Source organism: Bradyrhizobium sp. USDA 4341 (assembly GCF_054063755.1).
In genome coordinates, this window is record NZ_JBSSGO010000002.1 from 2579137 (window position 1) to 2597142 (window position 18006).

Here is an 18006-nt window from a genome sequence, read left to right on the forward strand (position 1 = left end):
AACCGCGGCAATCGACGGCACCTTTGCATGGCGTTGTCTTCGATATTTTGGTAGCGCCCTCCTCAGACCAAATTCAGATCCTTCGGCTTGATGCCGGTGAAGATGCGTTCGAGGCTTGCCTGCTGCAGGCCGTAGACGTGCTGGATCAGGCCGGCGAAGAACGCCTTGTAGTCGGTTAGTACCGGAAAATCGCGGTTCTGGAACAGCGTCGCCTGCGCGACCTGGACCTGTTCTCCGGCCATGCGTCCGCCGTTGATGCCGCCGCCCATTACCCAGTAGACGCTGCCATGGCCATGATCGGTGCCGCGGTCGCCGTTCTCGCGGAAGGTGCGGCCGAATTCGGAGATCACGACCACGACGGTGTCGCGCCACATCGCCGGGCCGATCTCTTCCGAGAAGCCGGCGAGGCCCCTGCCCAGTTCGCCGAGACGGTCGGCAAGATAGCCGGTCGCCGCGCCCTGGTTGACGTGGGTGTCCCAGCCGCCAACGTCGACGAAGCCGAGGTTGAACTGCTCGCGCATCAGGCGGCCGATCCGCCTTGCCGACAGCTCGAAGCCGCGCGGCGACACGGCGCCGCGGTTGGCCGCCATCATCTCCTCGGAGACCGATTTGTAGACGTCGTCGCGGACCCGAAAGCCTTCCGACACCGAATTGGCGAGGTCGCCCTTCGCATACATCTCCCGGATCAGGCGCGCCTGCCGGTCGTCGACGCCCGGCTTGCTGACGCTGGCGATGCCGATGTTCGGGATCTGGTTCTGGCCGCGGAAGATCAGCGGCAATTGGTCGGTGAAGGAAATCGGCTTCACCCGCGTCAGCTCGGTCGCCAGCCGGCTCATGAAGCCGGAGCGGTAGTCGCGGCTGCCGCCGACCGCCTGCCCGAGCTCGATCGTGTCCTGGGTCTCGAAATGGCTGCGCGAGAGGTCGTCGCTGGTGCCGGCAAAGGGAACGAATGCAATCTCGCGCTTGGCCCACAGCGGATAGATCGAATCGCGCAAGCTTGGATGCAGCCCCCATCCGGCGTCGAGCGCCAGCGCCGCATTCGGATTGCCGGCGTCGGGCCGCGCGACCGCAAGCGTCGGGCGCGAGGCGTAGTAGAACTCGCTGCCGACGGGCACGACCACATTGGCGGCGTCGTAGGCGCCGCGCAGGAACACCACGAGCAGGCGTGCGTCGGTCGCGGGCGCGGCCCAGACCCGGCCGGCAAGGGTGAGCGAAGCGGAAGCGGCGAAGGCCTTGATCAGTTCGCGGCGGTTCATTGCCGAACCTCCCTTTCAGTGCATGAACTCGGGTGACGACAGAAACAGCGTATTCCAGTCCTGCGGCGAGACGGCCTGGTCGAGCGCGGCGAGCGTGGTCGGGCTCAGCGTCTGCTTGATGCTGCTGAAATAGAGCCCGTTCATGACCAGCGGAAACGCCGGCTGGTCGACGGCGTTGGGCTCGTTCGGCTTGAACAGGCCGGCCGATCCCGAGCCGATCGCGCGCGCGATCTCGAAGCGCAGCATCATCTGCCCGGGACCGTTCCAGGCCGCCGACAGCATCGAATAGCCGTCGGGCGTCTCGTGATTGAACAGGCCCTCGGACAGGCGATTGAGCCAGCCCTGGATCGGCAGCGTATTGAGGACGACCTTGCTGTCGTAGGCGAGCCGCACCGACGACATCACATAGAGCATCGGGTCCTTGAACTTGGCGCCGCCCTTCAGGCTCGCGGCAAACTCCGGCGCATGAACCAGCGTCGACATCACGGCCGCGATATCGCCGTCGGTCTTCTGGAAGGTCTGCGCCATCTGCTGCACCAGCGCGGCCGGCGGATTGTCCGACACGAAATAGGTCGCAAGCTGCTTTGCGACGTGCGTGGCGGTCGCGGGATGACGGCAGAGAATGTCGAGGGCTTCATCGACCTCGGCGAGACCGCGGCCCTTGATCTGATGGCCGAGGAAGGTCTTGTCGCCGAAATCGTGGCGCGCCGGATTGAACTCGAAGGCGCCCTCGCGGACCAGCTGGGATTGCTGCTCGGGCTTCAGCTTCGGATCCTCCGACTTGAAGTCGATGCCGACGCCGGTGAGGATCCGCGCCAGCGCCTCGACGTCGGCCTGGGTGTAGCCGGAGCCGACGCCCATGGTGTGCAGCTCCATGATCTCGCGGGCGTAGTTCTCGTTGAGATGACCGGCCGCGTTATCGGCATTGTCGAGATAGCGCAGCATCACGGGATGATGCAGCGTTGCCGAGAGCAGGTTGCGGAACTTGCCCAGCGCGTTGGCGCGGATCGCGCGATCCTCGTAGTCGCCGACCAGCACGCGGATGTTGGCCTTGTACTGGTGGACATTGAAGTGGTTGAACCAGAACCAGGTCAGGCGTTCGCGCAATTGATCCGGCGCGTAGAGCGCGTGCAGGATGGTGCGGGCCGCGGCCTGCCTGGCGCGGTCGTTCATGGCCTGCTGATAGACCTGTTGCGCCGCCTTGCGCTGCTCCGGATCGGCGACCTGGCTGGCGGATTTGCCCTGCTGGTCGAACGAGGCCGCAATGTCGAACGGGAAGCGATGCACATCCGGCATCGCCTCGATCTGCTTCTGGACGGCGGCCGGCAATGCGGCGTTGGCCGGATGCAGCTGCTCCTGCAGCCAGCGTTCGGTGCCGACCTCGCGCAGATGCGCCGCGCTCGAGGCGCTGACGCCCCAGGTCAGGCGGTCGAGCAGCGCGATGTCCTGCGCTGCGAGTTCGGCCGCCCGCGCCGGCTGGTGGAACGCCACCAGCCCCGCGATCGTACCGATCATCAGTTTCGCGGCTGTCCGCGCTCCGAGTCTGGCCGTGATGCTCATGAAGGCTGACCTGCCCGGCTCATGGTGTCATGCCCTCAGTGTTTGCATTTGCCGGGAGGGCATGCCGGCGCGGCGCGGGGTGCTGCTGCGGGCCTTGGCGGCGGTGCCGGCCGCGGCGGCGGCGGTGCTGCGCGTTGCGCCTGCACAGCCGGCCGTGGTGGCGGCGGCGCGGCACGCGGAGCCGGTGCCGGATGCGGCGCAACGGCTGCGGCGCGGGGCGGCGGGGGAGCCGCGCGGGGCGGAGCTGCGACCCGCGCCGGCGCAGGCCGGGAGACCGGTGCCGGCGACACCGCGGCATGTGCCGGTGCCGAACGCGCCGCCGGCGTCTGCCGTACTGGCGGCGTGCGGCTCGCCGGCGACGGCGCCGTTGCGGGCTTCACGTTTGTGGTCGGCGCGGTCGCGGCATGCGAGAGCGGTTGCTGCCTCCCGGGCTTGCCGGCGGTCGCGGGCGAGGCCGGCGCGTTGGTCACGGGGGCAACGCCGGGCTTGGTCGGCGGAGCCGGCTGCGCATTGGCAGGCGCCATGGCTGTCGCGGGCTTGCCTGGTGTCACCGCGTTCGGCTTTGCCCCCGGCTGCGCGGCGCCAGGCTGCACGGTGCCCGGCTGCACGGCGCCATGCTGCTGCGTCGGGTTGGCCGGCGCGGTCGCCGACTGCGGCAGCGGCGGTCCATTCTTGGCGCCCGGCAAAGTGTGCGCACCCGGCGCACCCATCGCGTTCGGCGCGGCGGCTGCGTTCGGCGCAGCGCCGGGCGCGCCCATGGCCGCACCTTGTGCCGGGGCCACGCCTTGCGGACCGCCCGGCTGTGCCAGATTGGCGCGCTGCATCGCCGCGGCCGGCAGTTGCGGCGCCGCCGTGACCGGTGCGCCGCCCATCGCCGCCGTCACCCCGGCTGCATGGAGCTGCGCCGGCGTCGGGTTGGGATTGTTGATCACCGTGTTGATCACTGTCGTGTTGTGGATGTTGTTGAACACGATGTTGTTCTGCGGCGGCACGACATAGGCCGGTGCGGCAACATAGGCCGGCATCGCCACGAAGAACGGCGTCGGCAGCACGAACAGTCCGATCGGCGGCGGCGGCGGCGGCAGCACGACGAAGTCGGGCGGCGGCGGCGGCAGGAAGAACACCGGCGGCGGCGGGGGCGGCGCAAAGTCGAATACCGGATCGCTGTAGTAGAGCACCGGGCGGTCGACATAGACGACCTCGTCGGGTGGCGGCGGCGGCACGTCGTAGTCGAGCGCCGTGAACTGCGGCGGCGGCTCCAGCGCGGCCGACAGATAGGCGAGCCGGCGCCGGGCGTCGTATGCATGCGGGCCGCGCGGATAACGCCGCAGATACGACCAATACGCATCGGGTGTGTCGGCGTTGTAGGTGCGCCGCCAGGTGATGGCCTCGCGCCGCGCCGCCACGATCGCGCGCACGCGCCTGGCCAGCGGATCGGTCGGATAGGCCTGCAGATAATCCTCGTAGCCTTGCAGCGTGTCACGCTCCAGCGCGGCGGCATAGGCGTCGTGCGCCGGGAAATCGCGGATCGGCTTGGTGCGCAGTCCGGCATCGACCTGCTGCGGCGGTGCATCCGGCTTGCGCTCGAAGAACATGAACGGCGCGTCGACCTTCTGGGCATTCCACGGGATCTCGGCGCCCTTGGTCATCTCGTTGACGCGCAGGCGAACGCGGTCGAACACCTCGGGCAAGGTCAGGCCGCCGGCGCGAATCATTTCCGCCAGCGCCTGCGCGTAGGGCCCGTAAGGCGGCGCACCGTCAGGGGCGACGGTGCCGGGCGCCGAATTGAAGGCGATCAGCAGCTTCGGATCGGGATCGACCAGCGCAAGGCCGCCGGCCAGCGGCTGGCCGTCCTTGGCGAAGGGATTGCTGCGCGCCGCATCGAGCACGATCACGCCGGCCTTGATCGGCAATGCCGAGAGTTGATGGCTGTAATCGGAGATGCGAATCGCCTCGACCGGGATGTCGGTGTCGCGGGCGATCTTGGCGTCGACCGGCACGAAGTAGTTCTCGCCGGTGAGCTGCACGCCATAGCCGGCGAGATAGACGAAGGCCACGGCATTGGGCCCCGCGTCCTGCACCTTCTGGATGAAATCGCGGAACGACTTGCGCAGCGTCTCGCTATCGAGATCGCGCGCTCCGACCACGTCGAAGCCTGCGGCCTGCAATGTCTGCGCGATCAATCCGGCATCGTTTGCAGCGGTCTGCAACGCGCCGGCCTGATAGGCGCCATTGCCGACCACGAGCGCGAGACGTTTCTCCTGATCCTGCGCATGGACGGGAAGCGACGAGAGCGACACCAGACCGACGATCAATGCCCACAGAATGCGCGTCATAGTGGTCGTCCCTTTTCTTCTCGAGAGTTGGCGTTACGGATGGAAAGGCTACTTCCGTGAATGCGCGCTGAACAGGATTGCGGCAATTGTGGCAATCCTTGGTCTGCACGGTCGCGGGCACCCCGGAAACGGCTTCCCGGACGCGCGCGATCAGGCGATATTACGCGGATAAAACAGGCAAAAAAGGAACACTCGATGCCGATCGCCGGACAAGGCATGCTGCTGACCTCGATGGATATCGACAGCTTACACGAAGCTGAATTCAACCGCTGGTACGATCGCGAACATCTCGAAGAACGGGTCGCGATCGACGGATTCCTGGAGGCCCGCCGCTACGTCGCCCATGACGGCAAGCCGAAATATCTCAGCCTCTACTCGACCGCGACCTTCGAGGTGCTTGAGAGCCCCGCCTACCGCAAGGCACTCGCCAACCAGACCGACTGGTCGAAGGCCAACATCGCGCGCTTCCAGAACATGATCCGCGGGGTTGCGCGCATCACGATCAGCCGCGGCGTCGGCCGAGGCGCAGCGCTTGGCATCATCCGCCTGCGCCCGCCGGCCGAGGGGGCGGACAAACTCCGCGCTGCATTGCGGGAGCAATTCGATCCAGCCTCGCGCGACGGCATCATTTCGATGCATCTGCTCGAGAACGACCCTGTGCTGTCGAAACCGCTCACGCCGGACGCCGGGAAAGCCGATCCCGGTGCCGGCGACTGGTTCGTGCTGATCGACGCCACCGATGTCGGTGCGGTCCCCGCAGCCACGGCAGGCATCACCGGCAATGCAGCCTTGAAGCCGCTGGTGGTCACCAGCGGCGTCTACCGGCTGTTGTGGGATGTCGCGAAGAGCGATCTTCCGCGCGGCTGAAGCAGCGCGACAAGCGCGCAGCATTTGTGCGGAGATCATGCTCAAACACGAGCGGTATGCGGTGCAGACCATGTTGCACCGCCACATAACGCAAACGAGATTAACGCTGGACGCGCATCAGCCGCGCGAAAGCTGATGATCGGACAATTTAGCCTTTGCGTTCTCTGGAACGGCTCTAATAAGATAAGCCTATGATCCAATTCAAAAACCAGAACAACGCCACGTGAGCGTTCGTCGTCAACGATAAGGCCGCGCGGGCAGGCATTTTTCGCGCGGGTCAAAGGTAGGAATGAAACCGACTGATATCTCGGCGCCGGATTACTTTCATAAAGTAGTCGATTGCCAATGGGCTTGCCCCGCACACACCCCCGTTCCCGAGTACATCCGGTTGATTGCTGAGGGGCGTTACAGCGACGCCTACATGATCAATTGGCAGTCCAACGTGTTCCCCGGGATTCTCGGGCGCACCTGTGACCGTCCATGCGAGCCAGCGTGCCGCCGCGGCCGGGTCGAGGACACTCCGGTCGCGATCTGCCGCCTGAAGCGCGTCGCCGCCGACTTCAAGGACGACATCAAGCACCGGCTGCCGAAGCCGGGGCCGAAGAACGGCAAGCGCATCGCGCTGGTCGGCGGCGGCCCCGCCTCACTGACCGTGGCGCGCGATCTCGTCCCGCTCGGCTATCACTGCACCGTGTTCGACGGCGATCCCAAGGCCGGCGGCATGATGCGCAGCCAGATTCCAAAATTCCGCCTGCCCGACAACGTGATTGATGAGGAGACCGACTACGTCCTCAACCTCGGCGTCGAGTTCAAGGGCGGCCAGCGCGTCGACAGCCTGAAGCAGCTGCTCTCCGAGAACTATGACGCGGTCTTTGTCGGCTCTGGCGCCCCGCGCGGCCGCGAGCTCGACATTCCCGGCCGCAAGGAGGCCGCCGCCAACATCCATATCGGCATCGAGTGGCTGGCCAACGTGTCGTTCGGCCACGTCGAAAAGATCGGCCGCCGCGTCATCGTGCTCGGCGGCGGCAACACCGCGATGGATTGCTGCCGCACCGCGCGCCGCCTCGGCGGCGAGAGCGTCAAGGTGATCGTCCGCTCCGGCTTCGAGGAAATGAAGGCCTCGCCGTGGGAGAAGGAGGACGCGCTTCACGAGGACATCCCGATCCTCAACTACATGGTGCCGGTGGCATTCAAGCATGTGGCCGGCAAGCTGATTGGCGTCACCTTTCAGAAGGTGAAGGCGGAATACGACGACAAGGGCCGGCGCAATCTGGTGCCCTCGGGCGAGCCGGACGAGACCGTGTCCTGCGACGATGTGCTCGTTGCGGTCGGCCAGGAGAACGCGTTCCCCTGGATCGAAGCCGATTGCGGCATCGAATTCGACAAGTGGCACATGCCGAAGGTCGACCCCAAAACGTTCGTCTCGACCAATTCGAAGGTGTTCTTCGGTGGCGATGCGGCGTTCGGGCCGAAGAACATCATCTGGGCGGTGGCGCACGGGCATGATGCCGCGCTGTCCATTCACCGGATGCTGTCAGGCGAGGACATCAACGAGCGTCCGCTGCCCGAGGTGCAGATCTCCTCGCAGAAGATGGGCATCCACGAGTGGAGCTATGACAACGACATCTCCGCCGACAAGCGCTTCAAGGTGCCGCACCGCGACAAGGTGATCGCGCTGAAGGACATCCGCGCCGAAGTCGAGCTCGGTTACGACCTCAAGCTCGCACTCGGCGAGGCGCAGCGCTGCCTGAATTGCGACGTGCAGACGGTATTCTCCACGCCGCTCTGCATCGAATGCGACGCCTGCGTCGACATCTGTCCGATGGACTGCATCACCTTCACCGAGAATGGTGAGGAGGATGAGGTGCGGCAGCGCCTGAAAGCCCCCTCGCCGCATCACGACCAGGCGCTCTACGTCTCCGGCGACCTGAAGACCGGCCGCGTCATGGTGAAAGACGAAGACGTCTGCCTGCATTGCGGGCTGTGTGCCGAGCGCTGCCCGACCGGCGCCTGGGACATGCAGAAGTACCTCATCGATATGGTTCAAGCGGGATCAACATGTCAGTCCAAAGCCCGATCAGCAGCGTAAACGACTTCGTCGTCCGCTTCGCCAACGTCAACGGTTCGGGCTCGGCCTCCGCCAACGAACTGTTCGCGCGCTCGATTCTGCGCCACGGCGTGCCGGTGTCGCCGCGCAACATCTTCCCCTCCAACATCCAGGGCCTGCCGACCTGGTATGAAGTGCGCGTCACCGAGGACGGCCATCTCGGCGCCCGCGGCGGCGTCGACATGATGGTGGCGATGAACCCGCAGACCTGGGACAAGGACGTCGCCTCGATCGAGCCCGGCGGCTATCTGTTCTACGATTCGACCAAGCCGATGCCGACGTCGAAGTTCCGCGAGGACATCACGGTGATCGGCGTGCCGCTGACCGCGATCACCAACTCGACCTACACCGATCCCAGGCAGCGCCAGCTGTTCAAGAACATCATCTATCTCGGCGCGCTCTGCGCGCTGCTCGACCTCGACCCCAAGCTGGTCGAGCAGCTGATCGGCGAGCAGTACAAGGGCAAGGAGAAGCTGCTCTCCTCCAACGTCCATGCGCTGCATCTCGGCCGCGACTGGGCGCTGCAAAACTTGAAATGCCCGATCGGGCTCCGGGTGAAGAAGTCCGACAAGGTCGGCGACCGCATCTTCGTGGAAGGCAACAGCGCCGCCGCGCTCGGCGCCGTCTATGGCGGCGCCACGGTGTGCGCCTGGTATCCGATCACGCCGTCGTCGTCGGTGGCGGAGGCCTTCACCAGCCACTGCAAGAAGTACCGCCACGATCCCGAGACCGGCAAGGCGAAATACGCCATCGTGCAGGGCGAGGACGAGCTCGCCTCGATCGGCATCGTGATCGGCGCGTCCTGGAACGGCGCGCGGGCCTTCACTGCGACCTCGGGTCCGGGCATCTCGCTGATGACCGAGTTCATCGGCCTGTCCTACTTCGCCGAGATTCCGGCCGTGATCATGAACATCCAGCGCGCCGGTCCCTCGACCGGCATGCCGACCCGCACCCAGCAATGCGACGTGATCGCCTGCGCCTATGCCTCGCACGGCGACACCAAGCACGTGCTGCTGTTCCCGGAAGATCCGGCGGAGGCGTTCGAATTCGCCGCCGCCGCCTTCGATCTCGCCGAGCGGCTGCAGACCACGATCTTCCTGATGCTCGATCTCGACATCGGCATGAACCACCGGCTGTGCCGCCCGCTGAAGTGGGACGACGCCAAGCAATACGACCGCGGCAAGGTGATGACGGCGGAGATGCTGGAGGAAGGCCGCGACTTCGGCCGCTATCTCGACGTCGACGGCGACGGCATCCCGTATCGCACCTATCCCGGCACGCATCCGACCAAGGGTTCCTACTTCACCCGCGGCACCTCGCGCGACCGCTATGCGCGCTATTCCGAGGAAGGCGCCGTTTACGCCGACAACATGCAGCGCCTGGTGCGCAAGTTCGAAACCGCACAGGACATGGTCCCGCGGCCGCTGCAAGCCAATGCGGCCAAGCCGACCAAGTACGGCGTGCTCTATTTCGGCTCGACCTCGCCCGCGATGGACGAAGCGATCGGAATCCTGGAGGCGCGCGGCCATCAGCTCGACCGCATGCGCATCCGCGCCTTCCCGTTCCACTCCAGCGTCGCGAGCTTCATCGCCGATCACGACTTCGTCTACGTGGTCGAGCAGAACCGCGACGCGCAACTCCGTCAGCTGATCGTCAACGAGAACGGCATCGACCCGGTGCGGCTGGTGCCGATCCTGCACTATGACGGCACGCCGATCACCGCGCGCTTCATCGCCAACTCGATCGGCGACCACCAGGATCATCTCAAGGTGACCCCTCTCCGCAAGGCCGTGACATGACCTACATTGCAAAGCCGAAGTTTCATCATCCCGGCCTGAAGAAGAACGAGCTGGGCTACACCCATCGCGACTACGAGGGGAAGATCTCGACCCTGTGCGCCGGCTGCGGCCACGATTCGATCACCGCCTCGATCATCGAAGCCTGCTACGAGCTCTCGATCGAGCCGCACCGGGTGGCGAAGATTTCCGGCATCGGCTGCTCCTCGAAGACGCCGGACTATTTCCTCGGCAATTCGCACGGCTTCAACTCTGTGCACGGCCGCATGCCGTCGGTGCTGACCGGCGCCAACCTCGCCAACCGCGACCTGATCTATCTCGGCGTCTCCGGCGACGGCGATTCCGCCTCGATCGGCTTCGGCCAGTTCGCGCATTCGATCCGGCGCGCCGTCAACATGACCTATATCGTCGAAAACAACGGCGTGTACGGTCTGACCAAGGGCCAGTTCTCGGCGACCGCCGACCGCGGCTCGAAGTCCAAGAAGGGCGTCACCAACACCGACAATGCGATCGACCTGGTCGCGATCGCGCTGCAACTCGGCGCCACCTTCGTGGCGCGCAGCTTCTCCGGCGACAAGACCCAGCTGGTGCCGCTGATCGCGGCCGCGATCCGCCACAAGGGCGCGTCCTTCATCGACGTGATCAGCCCCTGCATCGCCTTCAACAACCACGCCGGCTCGACCAAGAGCTTCGACTATGTCCGCGAGCACAATGACGCGGTGAACCGTCTCGACGTGCTGGTCGGCCGCGAACCGATCAGCGTCGACTACGCGCCCGGCACCGTGCAGGTGGTCGAGCAGCATGACGGCACGCGGCTCGCGCTGCGCAAGCTCGACGCCGACTACGATCCGCACGATCGGCTCGGAGCACAGACCTTCCTGCAGAAGCACGCGGCCAAGGGCCAGATCGTCACCGGGCTCCTTTACGTCGATCCGGATGCCGAGGACCTGCACACCCATCTCGACACCGTCGAGACGCCGCTCAACACGCTGGACGAACAGGCGCTCTGCCCCGGCTCGAGCGTGCTGGACAAGATCAACGCCAGCCTGCGCTGAGCACTCATTCTCGCCGTCACGATGACGTGGCAAGGATGTGCGACAAACTCGGTATCGTCCCTGCCTGGTGCGCAATTGCGCACGGGAGCAGGGACCCATAACCACCGATGCAAACTGTCGAGCTACGCTGGAACGACGAGTCCCGTTCACAACAGAAGCCGCGGCGTATGGGTCCCTGCTTTCGCAGGGACGACAGCGGAGTTGGTGACGGCTACTTGTCGCTCAGCGCCGTAGGGTAGGCAAAGGAGTAGCGTCGCGCCAACCTTCACGCGCCCTGCTCGCGATGGTGGGCTGTGTGTCGTCCCTGCGAAAGCAGGGACCCATAACCACCGAGGCAGATTGTCGGGCTACGCTGGAACGACGAGTCCCGTTCACAACAGAAGCCGCGGCGTATGGGTCCCTGCTTTCGCAGGGACGACAGCGGAGTTAGGGACGGCTATTTGTCGCTCAAGACGTCGCCGAACAGAGCCCACGACTTGCCGTCGAACCGCGCCATCTGGATCTGGCGGATCGGCGTCACATTGTCGGGCTCGGTCTGCACCTTGATGCCCGGCAGCAGCATCGGCAGTTCGAGCGCCTTCAGATTGGTCGCCTGCTTGATGATGTTGTCGCGGCTGTAATCGCCGTTGCAGTTCTTCAGCACCGCCGTCATGACCTGCGCGACGGTGTAGCCCTGCACGTTGAAGAGGTCGCCCGCGCTCGCATTCGGCTGATACTTCTTCATCCAGGCCGAGAACTCCTGCTGCGCCGGATCGTCGGCCCAGCGCGGATCGGTCGGGTCCTTCAGATAGAGCCCGGTCACGACACCGATGACGTTCTCGAGCCCGGCGGGTTCAAGCACCGCAGAGACGGAGTTGGAGACGGTCGGCAGAATGGTGAGCGGCTTCCAGCCCATGCTCGCCGCCTTGCGCAGCGCTTGCGCCGCGAATTTCGGCGTCGCTTCGGCGAAGAACACGTCGGCGCCGGACTCGCGCATCGTCACCATCTGGGAATCGATGGTCGGATCGGTCGTCAGGTACGTGGTCTCCGCAACGATCTGGCCGACATGCTCGCCGAGCCCGTCCTTGAAGCCCCTGAGATAGTCCTTGCCGGCGTCTTCGTTCGGCGTGATGACGGCGATCTTCGCGTCCGGCCTGGTCTTCAGGATGTACTTTGCATAGAGCCGGCCTTCGAGCTCGTAGGTCGGATTGAAACCGACCGTCCACCGGAACTGCTTCGGATCGTTCCAGCGCGTCGCGCCGGAGGACACGAACAGCTGAGGCACGTGCTTGATGTTCAGATATTTCTGCACCGAGATGTTGGGCGCGGTGCCGACCGCGCTGAAGATCGCGAGCACCTCGTCCTGCTCGACCAGCTTGCGGGTCTGCTCGACGGTCTTCGACGGCGAATAGGCGTCGTCGAGACTCTCGAAGTCGATCTTGCGGCCGCCGATGCCGCCCTGATCGTTGAGCATCTGGAAATACGCGGCTTCGGAACGAGCGATCGTGCCGTAGGCGGACGCCGGGCCGCTATAGGGTGCGGTGTTTCCTATTCTGATCGCGGAATCGGCTGCAACGGACGGCGAGATCGACGAGGCTGCGAGCGCGGTGAAGGCGAGAAAGCCCGCCAGGCGGGAGCGAGTTGACAAGAGCGTATCCTTTTCTTGGTTTTCTTGACGCGGCGCACATTATCAATCGCGCCCGCGCAGGCAATCACCAAGAAGACTGCAATGAGGTTTCCGCATGCCGGCAATCACGTTCGCGCGTGGAACATGATGCGCTTCAATATCCGGAATGTTGCCGGGATGTTCATGATGCGAGCCTTCGGTGGACACCAAGGTTCACCAAGCAAGACTCGCATTCCGCGCGACGGTCACCGCGCGCTGATCGCTGCGTGAGCGCACTCCTCAGGCAGCGACCGCAGCCGCGCGCGGGCTGACGACGTATTCCTTCAGCACCTTGTCGGTGCCGTCGAGTTCGGTGAGTGCCACGTCGTAGGTCCACAGATCGGCGAGATGCTGCAGCACGCGCCGCGTGTCGGTCTCGTTGAGTTGCGCGCCCTTCACGGTGGTGTGACGCAGCATCAGACGGCGATCGCCGTCGAGATCGACATCCACGACCTCGATATTGGCGTCGACGAAGCCGACATCGTATTGCCGCGCCAGCTCGCGGCGCACCCGGCGGTAGCCGCGCTCGTCATGGATCGCATCGACCTTGATGCCCTGGCTTTCGGCGGGGTCGTCGTGCAGATGGAACATGCGGAAGCGCCGGATCAGCGCCGGGCTGAGGAACTGGTTGATGAAGCTCTCGTCGCGGTAGTTGGCCCAGATCTCGCGCAGCACGCCCTCGACGTCGCCCCTGCCGGCGATGTCGGGGAACCAGGCGCGGTCCTCGTCCTCCGGATTCTTCACGATCCGCTCGATGTCCTGCATCATGGCAAAGCCGAGCGCGTATGGATTGAAGCCGGAATAGCGGCGATCATCGAACTCGGGCTGAAACACCACATTGGTGTGCGACTGCAGGAATTCGAGGAAATTGCCGTCGGTGATCCGGCCCTGCTGATGCAGCCGGTTCATGATGCGGTAATGGACGTAGGTCGCGGTGCCCTCGTTCATCACCTTGGTCTGGCCCTGCGGGTAGAAGTACTGCGCGATGTGACGCACGATGCGAATGAGCTCGCGCTGCCAGCCTTGCAGGCGCGGCGCGGTCTTCTCGAGGAAGTAGAGGATGTTCTCCTGCGGCAGACCGAGCAGGGCGTGGCGTCGCTCGGCGCTGAGTGTAGCCTTGCTCTTGGCCTTGGTGTTCGGCACCGTCCGCCACAAATCGTTGAACACGGCTTCCTCGTGCTGCCGGCGCTCGCCGGCGCGCTTCTCCTCGGCACGCAGGTCGAGCGTCTTCTTTCCGGGGTAGCGGTCGACGCCATGCGACATCAGCGCATGCGCGGCATCGAGCGTTCGCTCCACCGTCTCGCGGCCGTGGCGATCTTCGCAGACCGCGATGTAGCCCTTGGCGAATTCGAGATAATCGAGGATGCCGTCGGCATCGGTCCACTGCTTGAACAGATAATTGTTCTTGAAGAAGTGATTGTGCCCGAACGCCGCGTGCGCGATCACCAGCGTCTGCATCGTCGCGGTGTTCTCCTCCATCAAATAGGAGATGCACGGCGAGGAATTGATCACGATCTCATAGGCGAGGCCCATCAGGCCCTTGCGATAGGACGCTTCCTGGAAGGCGAACTGCTTGCCGAACGACCAGTGCTTGTAGAACAGCGGCATGCCGACCGACGAATAGGCGTCGAGCATCTGCTCGGCGGTGATCACCTCGATCTGGTTGGGATAGACGTCGAGCCCGAGCTCCTTGCGCGCGACCTCCTCGCAGGCGTCGTGAATCCGCTGCAGCGTCTGGAAATCCCAATCGGCGCCCTCGAACAGCCGTTCGCCGGAAGACCCCATTAAACTATACCCTTTCCTGACTGGTGCGGCGCTTGAACAGGTCCTGGAACACCGGGAAGATCTCGCCGCGCTCGCTCACCTTGCGCATCGACAGCGGCTCGCCGTCGTTGCGCAGGCGCTCATAGAGGGTCCAGAGCGAGGAGTCCGGCATGTCGAAGGTGTAGTTGGCGGCCTCGCCAACCTCGAGATAGGCGAAGAACTGGCAGACCGGCAGGATCTTGTCGGTCAACAGACGCCCGGTCACCGCACTGTCGGAGGTCATGTTGTCGCCGTCCGAGGCCTGGGCGGCGTAGATGTTCCAATCGGCGGGACGGAAGCGGGTGCGGACGATGTCGTTCATCGCAACCAGCGCGCTCGACACCAGCGTGCCGCCGGACGCCGGTCCATGGAAGAACGTATCCTCGTCCACCTCCTCGGCGCGATCGGTGTGCCGGATGAACACGATCTCGACATGCTTGTAGCGCCGCTTCAGGAAGACGTAGAGCAGCATATAGAACCGCTTCGCCAGATCCTTCATGTGCTCGGACATCGAGCCCGAGACGTCCATCAGGCAGAACATCACGGCCTGCGCCACCGGCTTCGGCACCGTCTCAAAGCGGCGATAGCGGATGTCGATCGGATCGATGAACGGGATCCGCTTGACCTTGGCCTTCAGTGCTTCGAGCAGCGTGAGCAGCTCGCGGCGCCGCGTCTCGTCGTCGCATTCCGCAAGCTCCGCCTCGAGCGCCTCGATCTCGTCCTTGCGCGGCCGGCGCAGCGCCACGCGTCGCGCCAGCGCCCGGCTCACCGTGCGGCTGATCGAGATGTTGGCGGGCGAGCCGGATGTCGCATAACCCGCGCGCCGGATGCCCTCGCTCTCGGTTTCCGCAAGCTTGCGCTTGGCAAGGTCAGGCAGTTCGAGGTCGTCGAGGAAGAGGTCGACGAACTCCTCGCGGCTCAACACGAAGCGAAATGCGTCCTCGCTGTCGCCCTCGCCCGCGCCGGAGCCCTTGGCGCCGCTCTGGTTCGGGCGCTGCAGCCAGTCGCCCTCGACGAATTTCTTGTTGCCGGGCAGCACCATGTCACGCGTGCCGCCCTCGCGCCGGAACCGTGGCTCATCCATGCCGTCCAGCGGGATGGTCACCTCGCCGCCCTCCAGGACATCCTTGATGTCCCGGTCCTGCGACGACTTCTTGACGGCACCCTGCACCAGCGCCTTGGCGCGCCGCAGGAAGCGCTGACGGTTCTCCAGGCTCTTGCTACCCGGGTTCAGCCGCCGATCGACGATATGCATGACCACGTTGCATCTGCCTCACGCCGGATGCGATCATGACAGTCGCATCGCATTTTTATTGGACGGGACGGAACGAGACGGAAAGCCGCTGCCGGCTCTCCGGATCGTGCACTAGCCGGCCTGCTTCACCCGCATGTACCACTCGACGAGCCGGCGGACCTGGCGCTCGGTGTAACCGCGCTCCACCATCCGCTCGACGAACTCGCCGTGCTTCTTCTCGGTCTCGCCGTCCTTCTTGGAGCCGAACGAGATGACCGGAAGCAGATCCTCGACCTGCGAGAATATCCGCTTTTCGATCACGTCGCGAACCTTTTCGTAGGAGGTCCAGCTCGGGTTCTTGCCGTTGTTGTGTGCCCGCGAGCGCAGCGAGAACTTGACGACCTCGTTGCGGAAATCCTTCGGGTTGGCGATGCCGGCCGGCTTCTCGATCTTTGTGAGCTCCTGGTTCAGCAGCTCACGGTTCATCAGCTGGCCGGTGTCGGGATCCTTGAAGTCCTGGTCCTCGATCCAGGCATCGGCATAGTCGACATAGCGGTCGAACAGGTTCTGGCCGTAGTCGGAGTAGGACTCCAGATAGGCTTTCTGGATCTCGTTGCCGATGAACTCGGCATAGCGCGGCGCGAGGTCGGCCTTGATGAATTCGAGATAGCGCTTCTCGGTCTCGTCAGGCAGCTGCTCGCGGCGGATCGCCATCTCCAGCACATACATCAGATGCACCGCGTCGGCGCCGACCTCGGTGGTGTCGTGATTGAAGGTCGAGGCCAGCACCTTGAAGGCAAAGCGGGTGGAGACGCCGTCCATGCCCTCGTCGACGCCGGCAGCGTCCTTGTATTCCTGCACGCTGCGCGCCTTCGGATCGGATTCCTTCAGGCTCTCGCCGTCATAGACCCGCATCTTGCCGAACAGCGTCGAGTTCTCGTGCTTGCGCAGCCGCGACATCACCGAGAAGCGGGCCAGCGTTTCCAGCGTTGCCGGCGCGCACGGCGCGGCGGCAAGCTCGGAGGTCTGGATCAGCTTCTCGTAGATCTTCTGCTCCTCGGTGACCCGCAGGCAGTACGGGACCTTGATGACGCAGATGCGGTCGATGAAGGCCTCGTTGTTCTTGTTGGTCTTGAAGCTCTGCCACTCGGCTTCATTCGAGTGCGCGAGGATGATGCCGGTGAACGGGATCGCACCGATGTTCTCGGTGCCGATGTAGTTGCCCTCCTGCGTCGCCGTCAGCAGCGGGTGCAGCATCTTGATCGGCGCCTTGAACATTTCGACGAACTCGAGCACGCCCTGGTTGGCGCGGTTGAGGCCGCCGGAATAGCTGTAGGCGTCCGGGTCGTTCTGGGCGTAGGTCTCGAGCTTGCGGATGTCGACCTTGCCGACCAGCGAGGAGATGTCCTGATTGTTCTCGTCGCCGGGCTCGGTCTTGGCGACCGCGATCTGGCGCAGCCGGGAGGGCTGGATGCGCGCGACGCGGAATTGCGAGATGTCGCCGCCGAAGGCCTCGAGCCGCTTGTAGGCCCAGGGCGACATGAGCCCGCTCAGCCGGCGGCGCGGAATGCCGTACTTCTCCTCGATCATCGGCCCGAGCTGCTCGGGGTCGAACAGCCCGAGCGGGCTCTCGAACACCGGCGACAGCTCGTCACCCGCCTTCAGCACGTAGATCGGATGAATTTCCATCAGCGCCTTGATGCGCTCGGCGAGCGACGACTTGCCGCCACCGACCGGTCCGAGCAGATAGAGGATCTGCTTGCGCTCCTCGAGGCCCTGTGCGGCGTGGCGGAAGAAGCCGACCAGGCGTTCGATCGTGTCCTCCATGCCGAAGAAGCCGGCGAAGGCCGGATACGACCTGATCGTACGGTTCAAAAAGATACGGCCAAGGCGTGGGTCCCTGGCCGTGTCGATCATCTGTGGCTCACCGATTGCCGCTAATAACCGCTCGGCCGCATTGGCGTATCGCATCGGATCACTTCGACACGACTCCAAATACTCGGCCATCGACATGTCGGTCTGGCTTCGCGCTTCAAACGACCTTGCGAAGGCGTTGAACAAAGAATCGTTGTACATGATCCCTCTCTCCACGATATGTATCGCCGCACGACTGACACGAGTCGCAACCAGAGCGTCCTAGGATCGAATCAGCGTCGGCACGCTGGGTCCATTGGACACTCGACCGACTCATTTCGGCAATGCACGGCGCGTGCAGCCTCTGCCTTATCAACAGGCAGGAAGCTTAATGGTTCATCAATATCCCCTTGTTTTTGGTGTCTGTAACCCCCTCGCCACATCCGTGGTTTACCGGGGCCCAGGCCTTCGAAGCGGACATCCGAGCGGGGCA

Annotated in this window: 12 protein-coding genes; 4 read left to right on the forward strand and 8 right to left on the reverse strand. The window is 64.5% G+C overall.

Going from position 1 to position 18006, the window contains the following annotated elements; genetic code table 11:
* Positions 1-62: 62 nt before the first annotated feature.
* The 3 genes from ACVIGB_RS18295 to ACVIGB_RS18305 form a co-directional block, all read right to left on the reverse strand.
* The gene (locus ACVIGB_RS18295) at positions 63-1256 is read right to left on the reverse strand and encodes a DUF1501 domain-containing protein (RefSeq protein WP_375788149.1); all 1194 of its coding nucleotides are present in this window, start codon (positions 1254-1256) and stop codon (positions 63-65) included.
* Positions 1257-1271: 15 nt separating this feature from the next.
* Positions 1272-2771 carry a DUF1800 domain-containing protein gene (locus ACVIGB_RS18300; RefSeq protein ID WP_456721586.1) on the reverse strand — a complete coding sequence of 500 codons (1500 nt, stop codon included), beginning with the start codon at positions 2769-2771 and terminating at the stop codon, positions 1272-1274.
* Between the two features lie 80 nt (positions 2772-2851).
* Complete coding sequence (locus ACVIGB_RS18305; RefSeq protein WP_456721585.1) at positions 2852-5152, reverse strand: caspase family protein; 2301 nt, start codon at positions 5150-5152, stop codon at positions 2852-2854.
* Positions 5153-5347: 195 nt separating this feature from the next.
* Between ACVIGB_RS18305 and ACVIGB_RS18310 the strand changes: the two genes are divergently transcribed.
* From ACVIGB_RS18310 to ACVIGB_RS18325, 4 genes are all read left to right on the forward strand, one after another.
* Positions 5348-6019 (forward strand): hypothetical protein, encoded by a 672-nt coding sequence (locus ACVIGB_RS18310; RefSeq protein ID WP_456721584.1) that lies wholly within the window; start codon positions 5348-5350, stop codon positions 6017-6019.
* A 289-nt stretch (positions 6020-6308) separates the two neighbouring features.
* The gene (locus ACVIGB_RS18315) at positions 6309-8108 is read left to right on the forward strand and encodes an FAD-dependent oxidoreductase (protein ID WP_456721583.1); all 1800 of its coding nucleotides are present in this window, start codon (positions 6309-6311) and stop codon (positions 8106-8108) included.
* A complete protein-coding gene (locus ACVIGB_RS18320; protein WP_212310675.1) occupies positions 8078-9925 on the forward strand; it encodes a 2-oxoacid:acceptor oxidoreductase subunit alpha in 1848 nt (615 codons plus the stop codon). Before ACVIGB_RS18315 ends, ACVIGB_RS18320 begins: the two co-directional genes overlap by 31 nt.
* Positions 9922-10977 (forward strand): 2-oxoacid:ferredoxin oxidoreductase subunit beta, encoded by a 1056-nt coding sequence (locus ACVIGB_RS18325; RefSeq protein WP_456721582.1) that lies wholly within the window; start codon positions 9922-9924, stop codon positions 10975-10977. The genes ACVIGB_RS18320 and ACVIGB_RS18325 overlap by 4 nt, the downstream gene beginning before the upstream one ends.
* A 436-nt stretch (positions 10978-11413) precedes the next feature.
* Here the strand turns inward: ACVIGB_RS18325 and ACVIGB_RS18330 are convergent, their stop codons facing one another.
* From ACVIGB_RS18330 to ACVIGB_RS18350, 5 genes are all read right to left on the reverse strand, one after another.
* Positions 11414-12604, reverse strand: a complete 1191-nt coding sequence (locus ACVIGB_RS18330) for an ABC transporter substrate-binding protein (protein ID WP_456721581.1) — start codon at positions 12602-12604, stop codon at positions 11414-11416.
* Positions 12605-12646: 42 nt separating this feature from the next.
* A complete protein-coding gene (locus tag ACVIGB_RS18335) occupies positions 12647-12790 on the reverse strand; it encodes a hypothetical protein (RefSeq protein WP_456721580.1) in 144 nt (47 codons plus the stop codon).
* 72 nt (positions 12791-12862) lie between these two features.
* Positions 12863-14407 carry a SpoVR family protein gene (locus ACVIGB_RS18340; protein WP_456721579.1) on the reverse strand — a complete coding sequence of 515 codons (1545 nt, stop codon included), beginning with the start codon at positions 14405-14407 and terminating at the stop codon, positions 12863-12865.
* Between the two features lie 4 nt (positions 14408-14411).
* Positions 14412-15680, reverse strand: coding sequence for a YeaH/YhbH family protein (locus tag ACVIGB_RS18345; protein ID WP_229167870.1), 1269 nt, complete (start codon positions 15678-15680; stop codon positions 14412-14414).
* 111 nt (positions 15681-15791) lie between these two features.
* Positions 15792-17735, reverse strand: coding sequence for a PrkA family serine protein kinase (locus ACVIGB_RS18350; RefSeq protein WP_456721578.1), 1944 nt, complete (start codon positions 17733-17735; stop codon positions 15792-15794).
* Between the last annotated feature and the right edge of the window lie 271 nt (positions 17736-18006).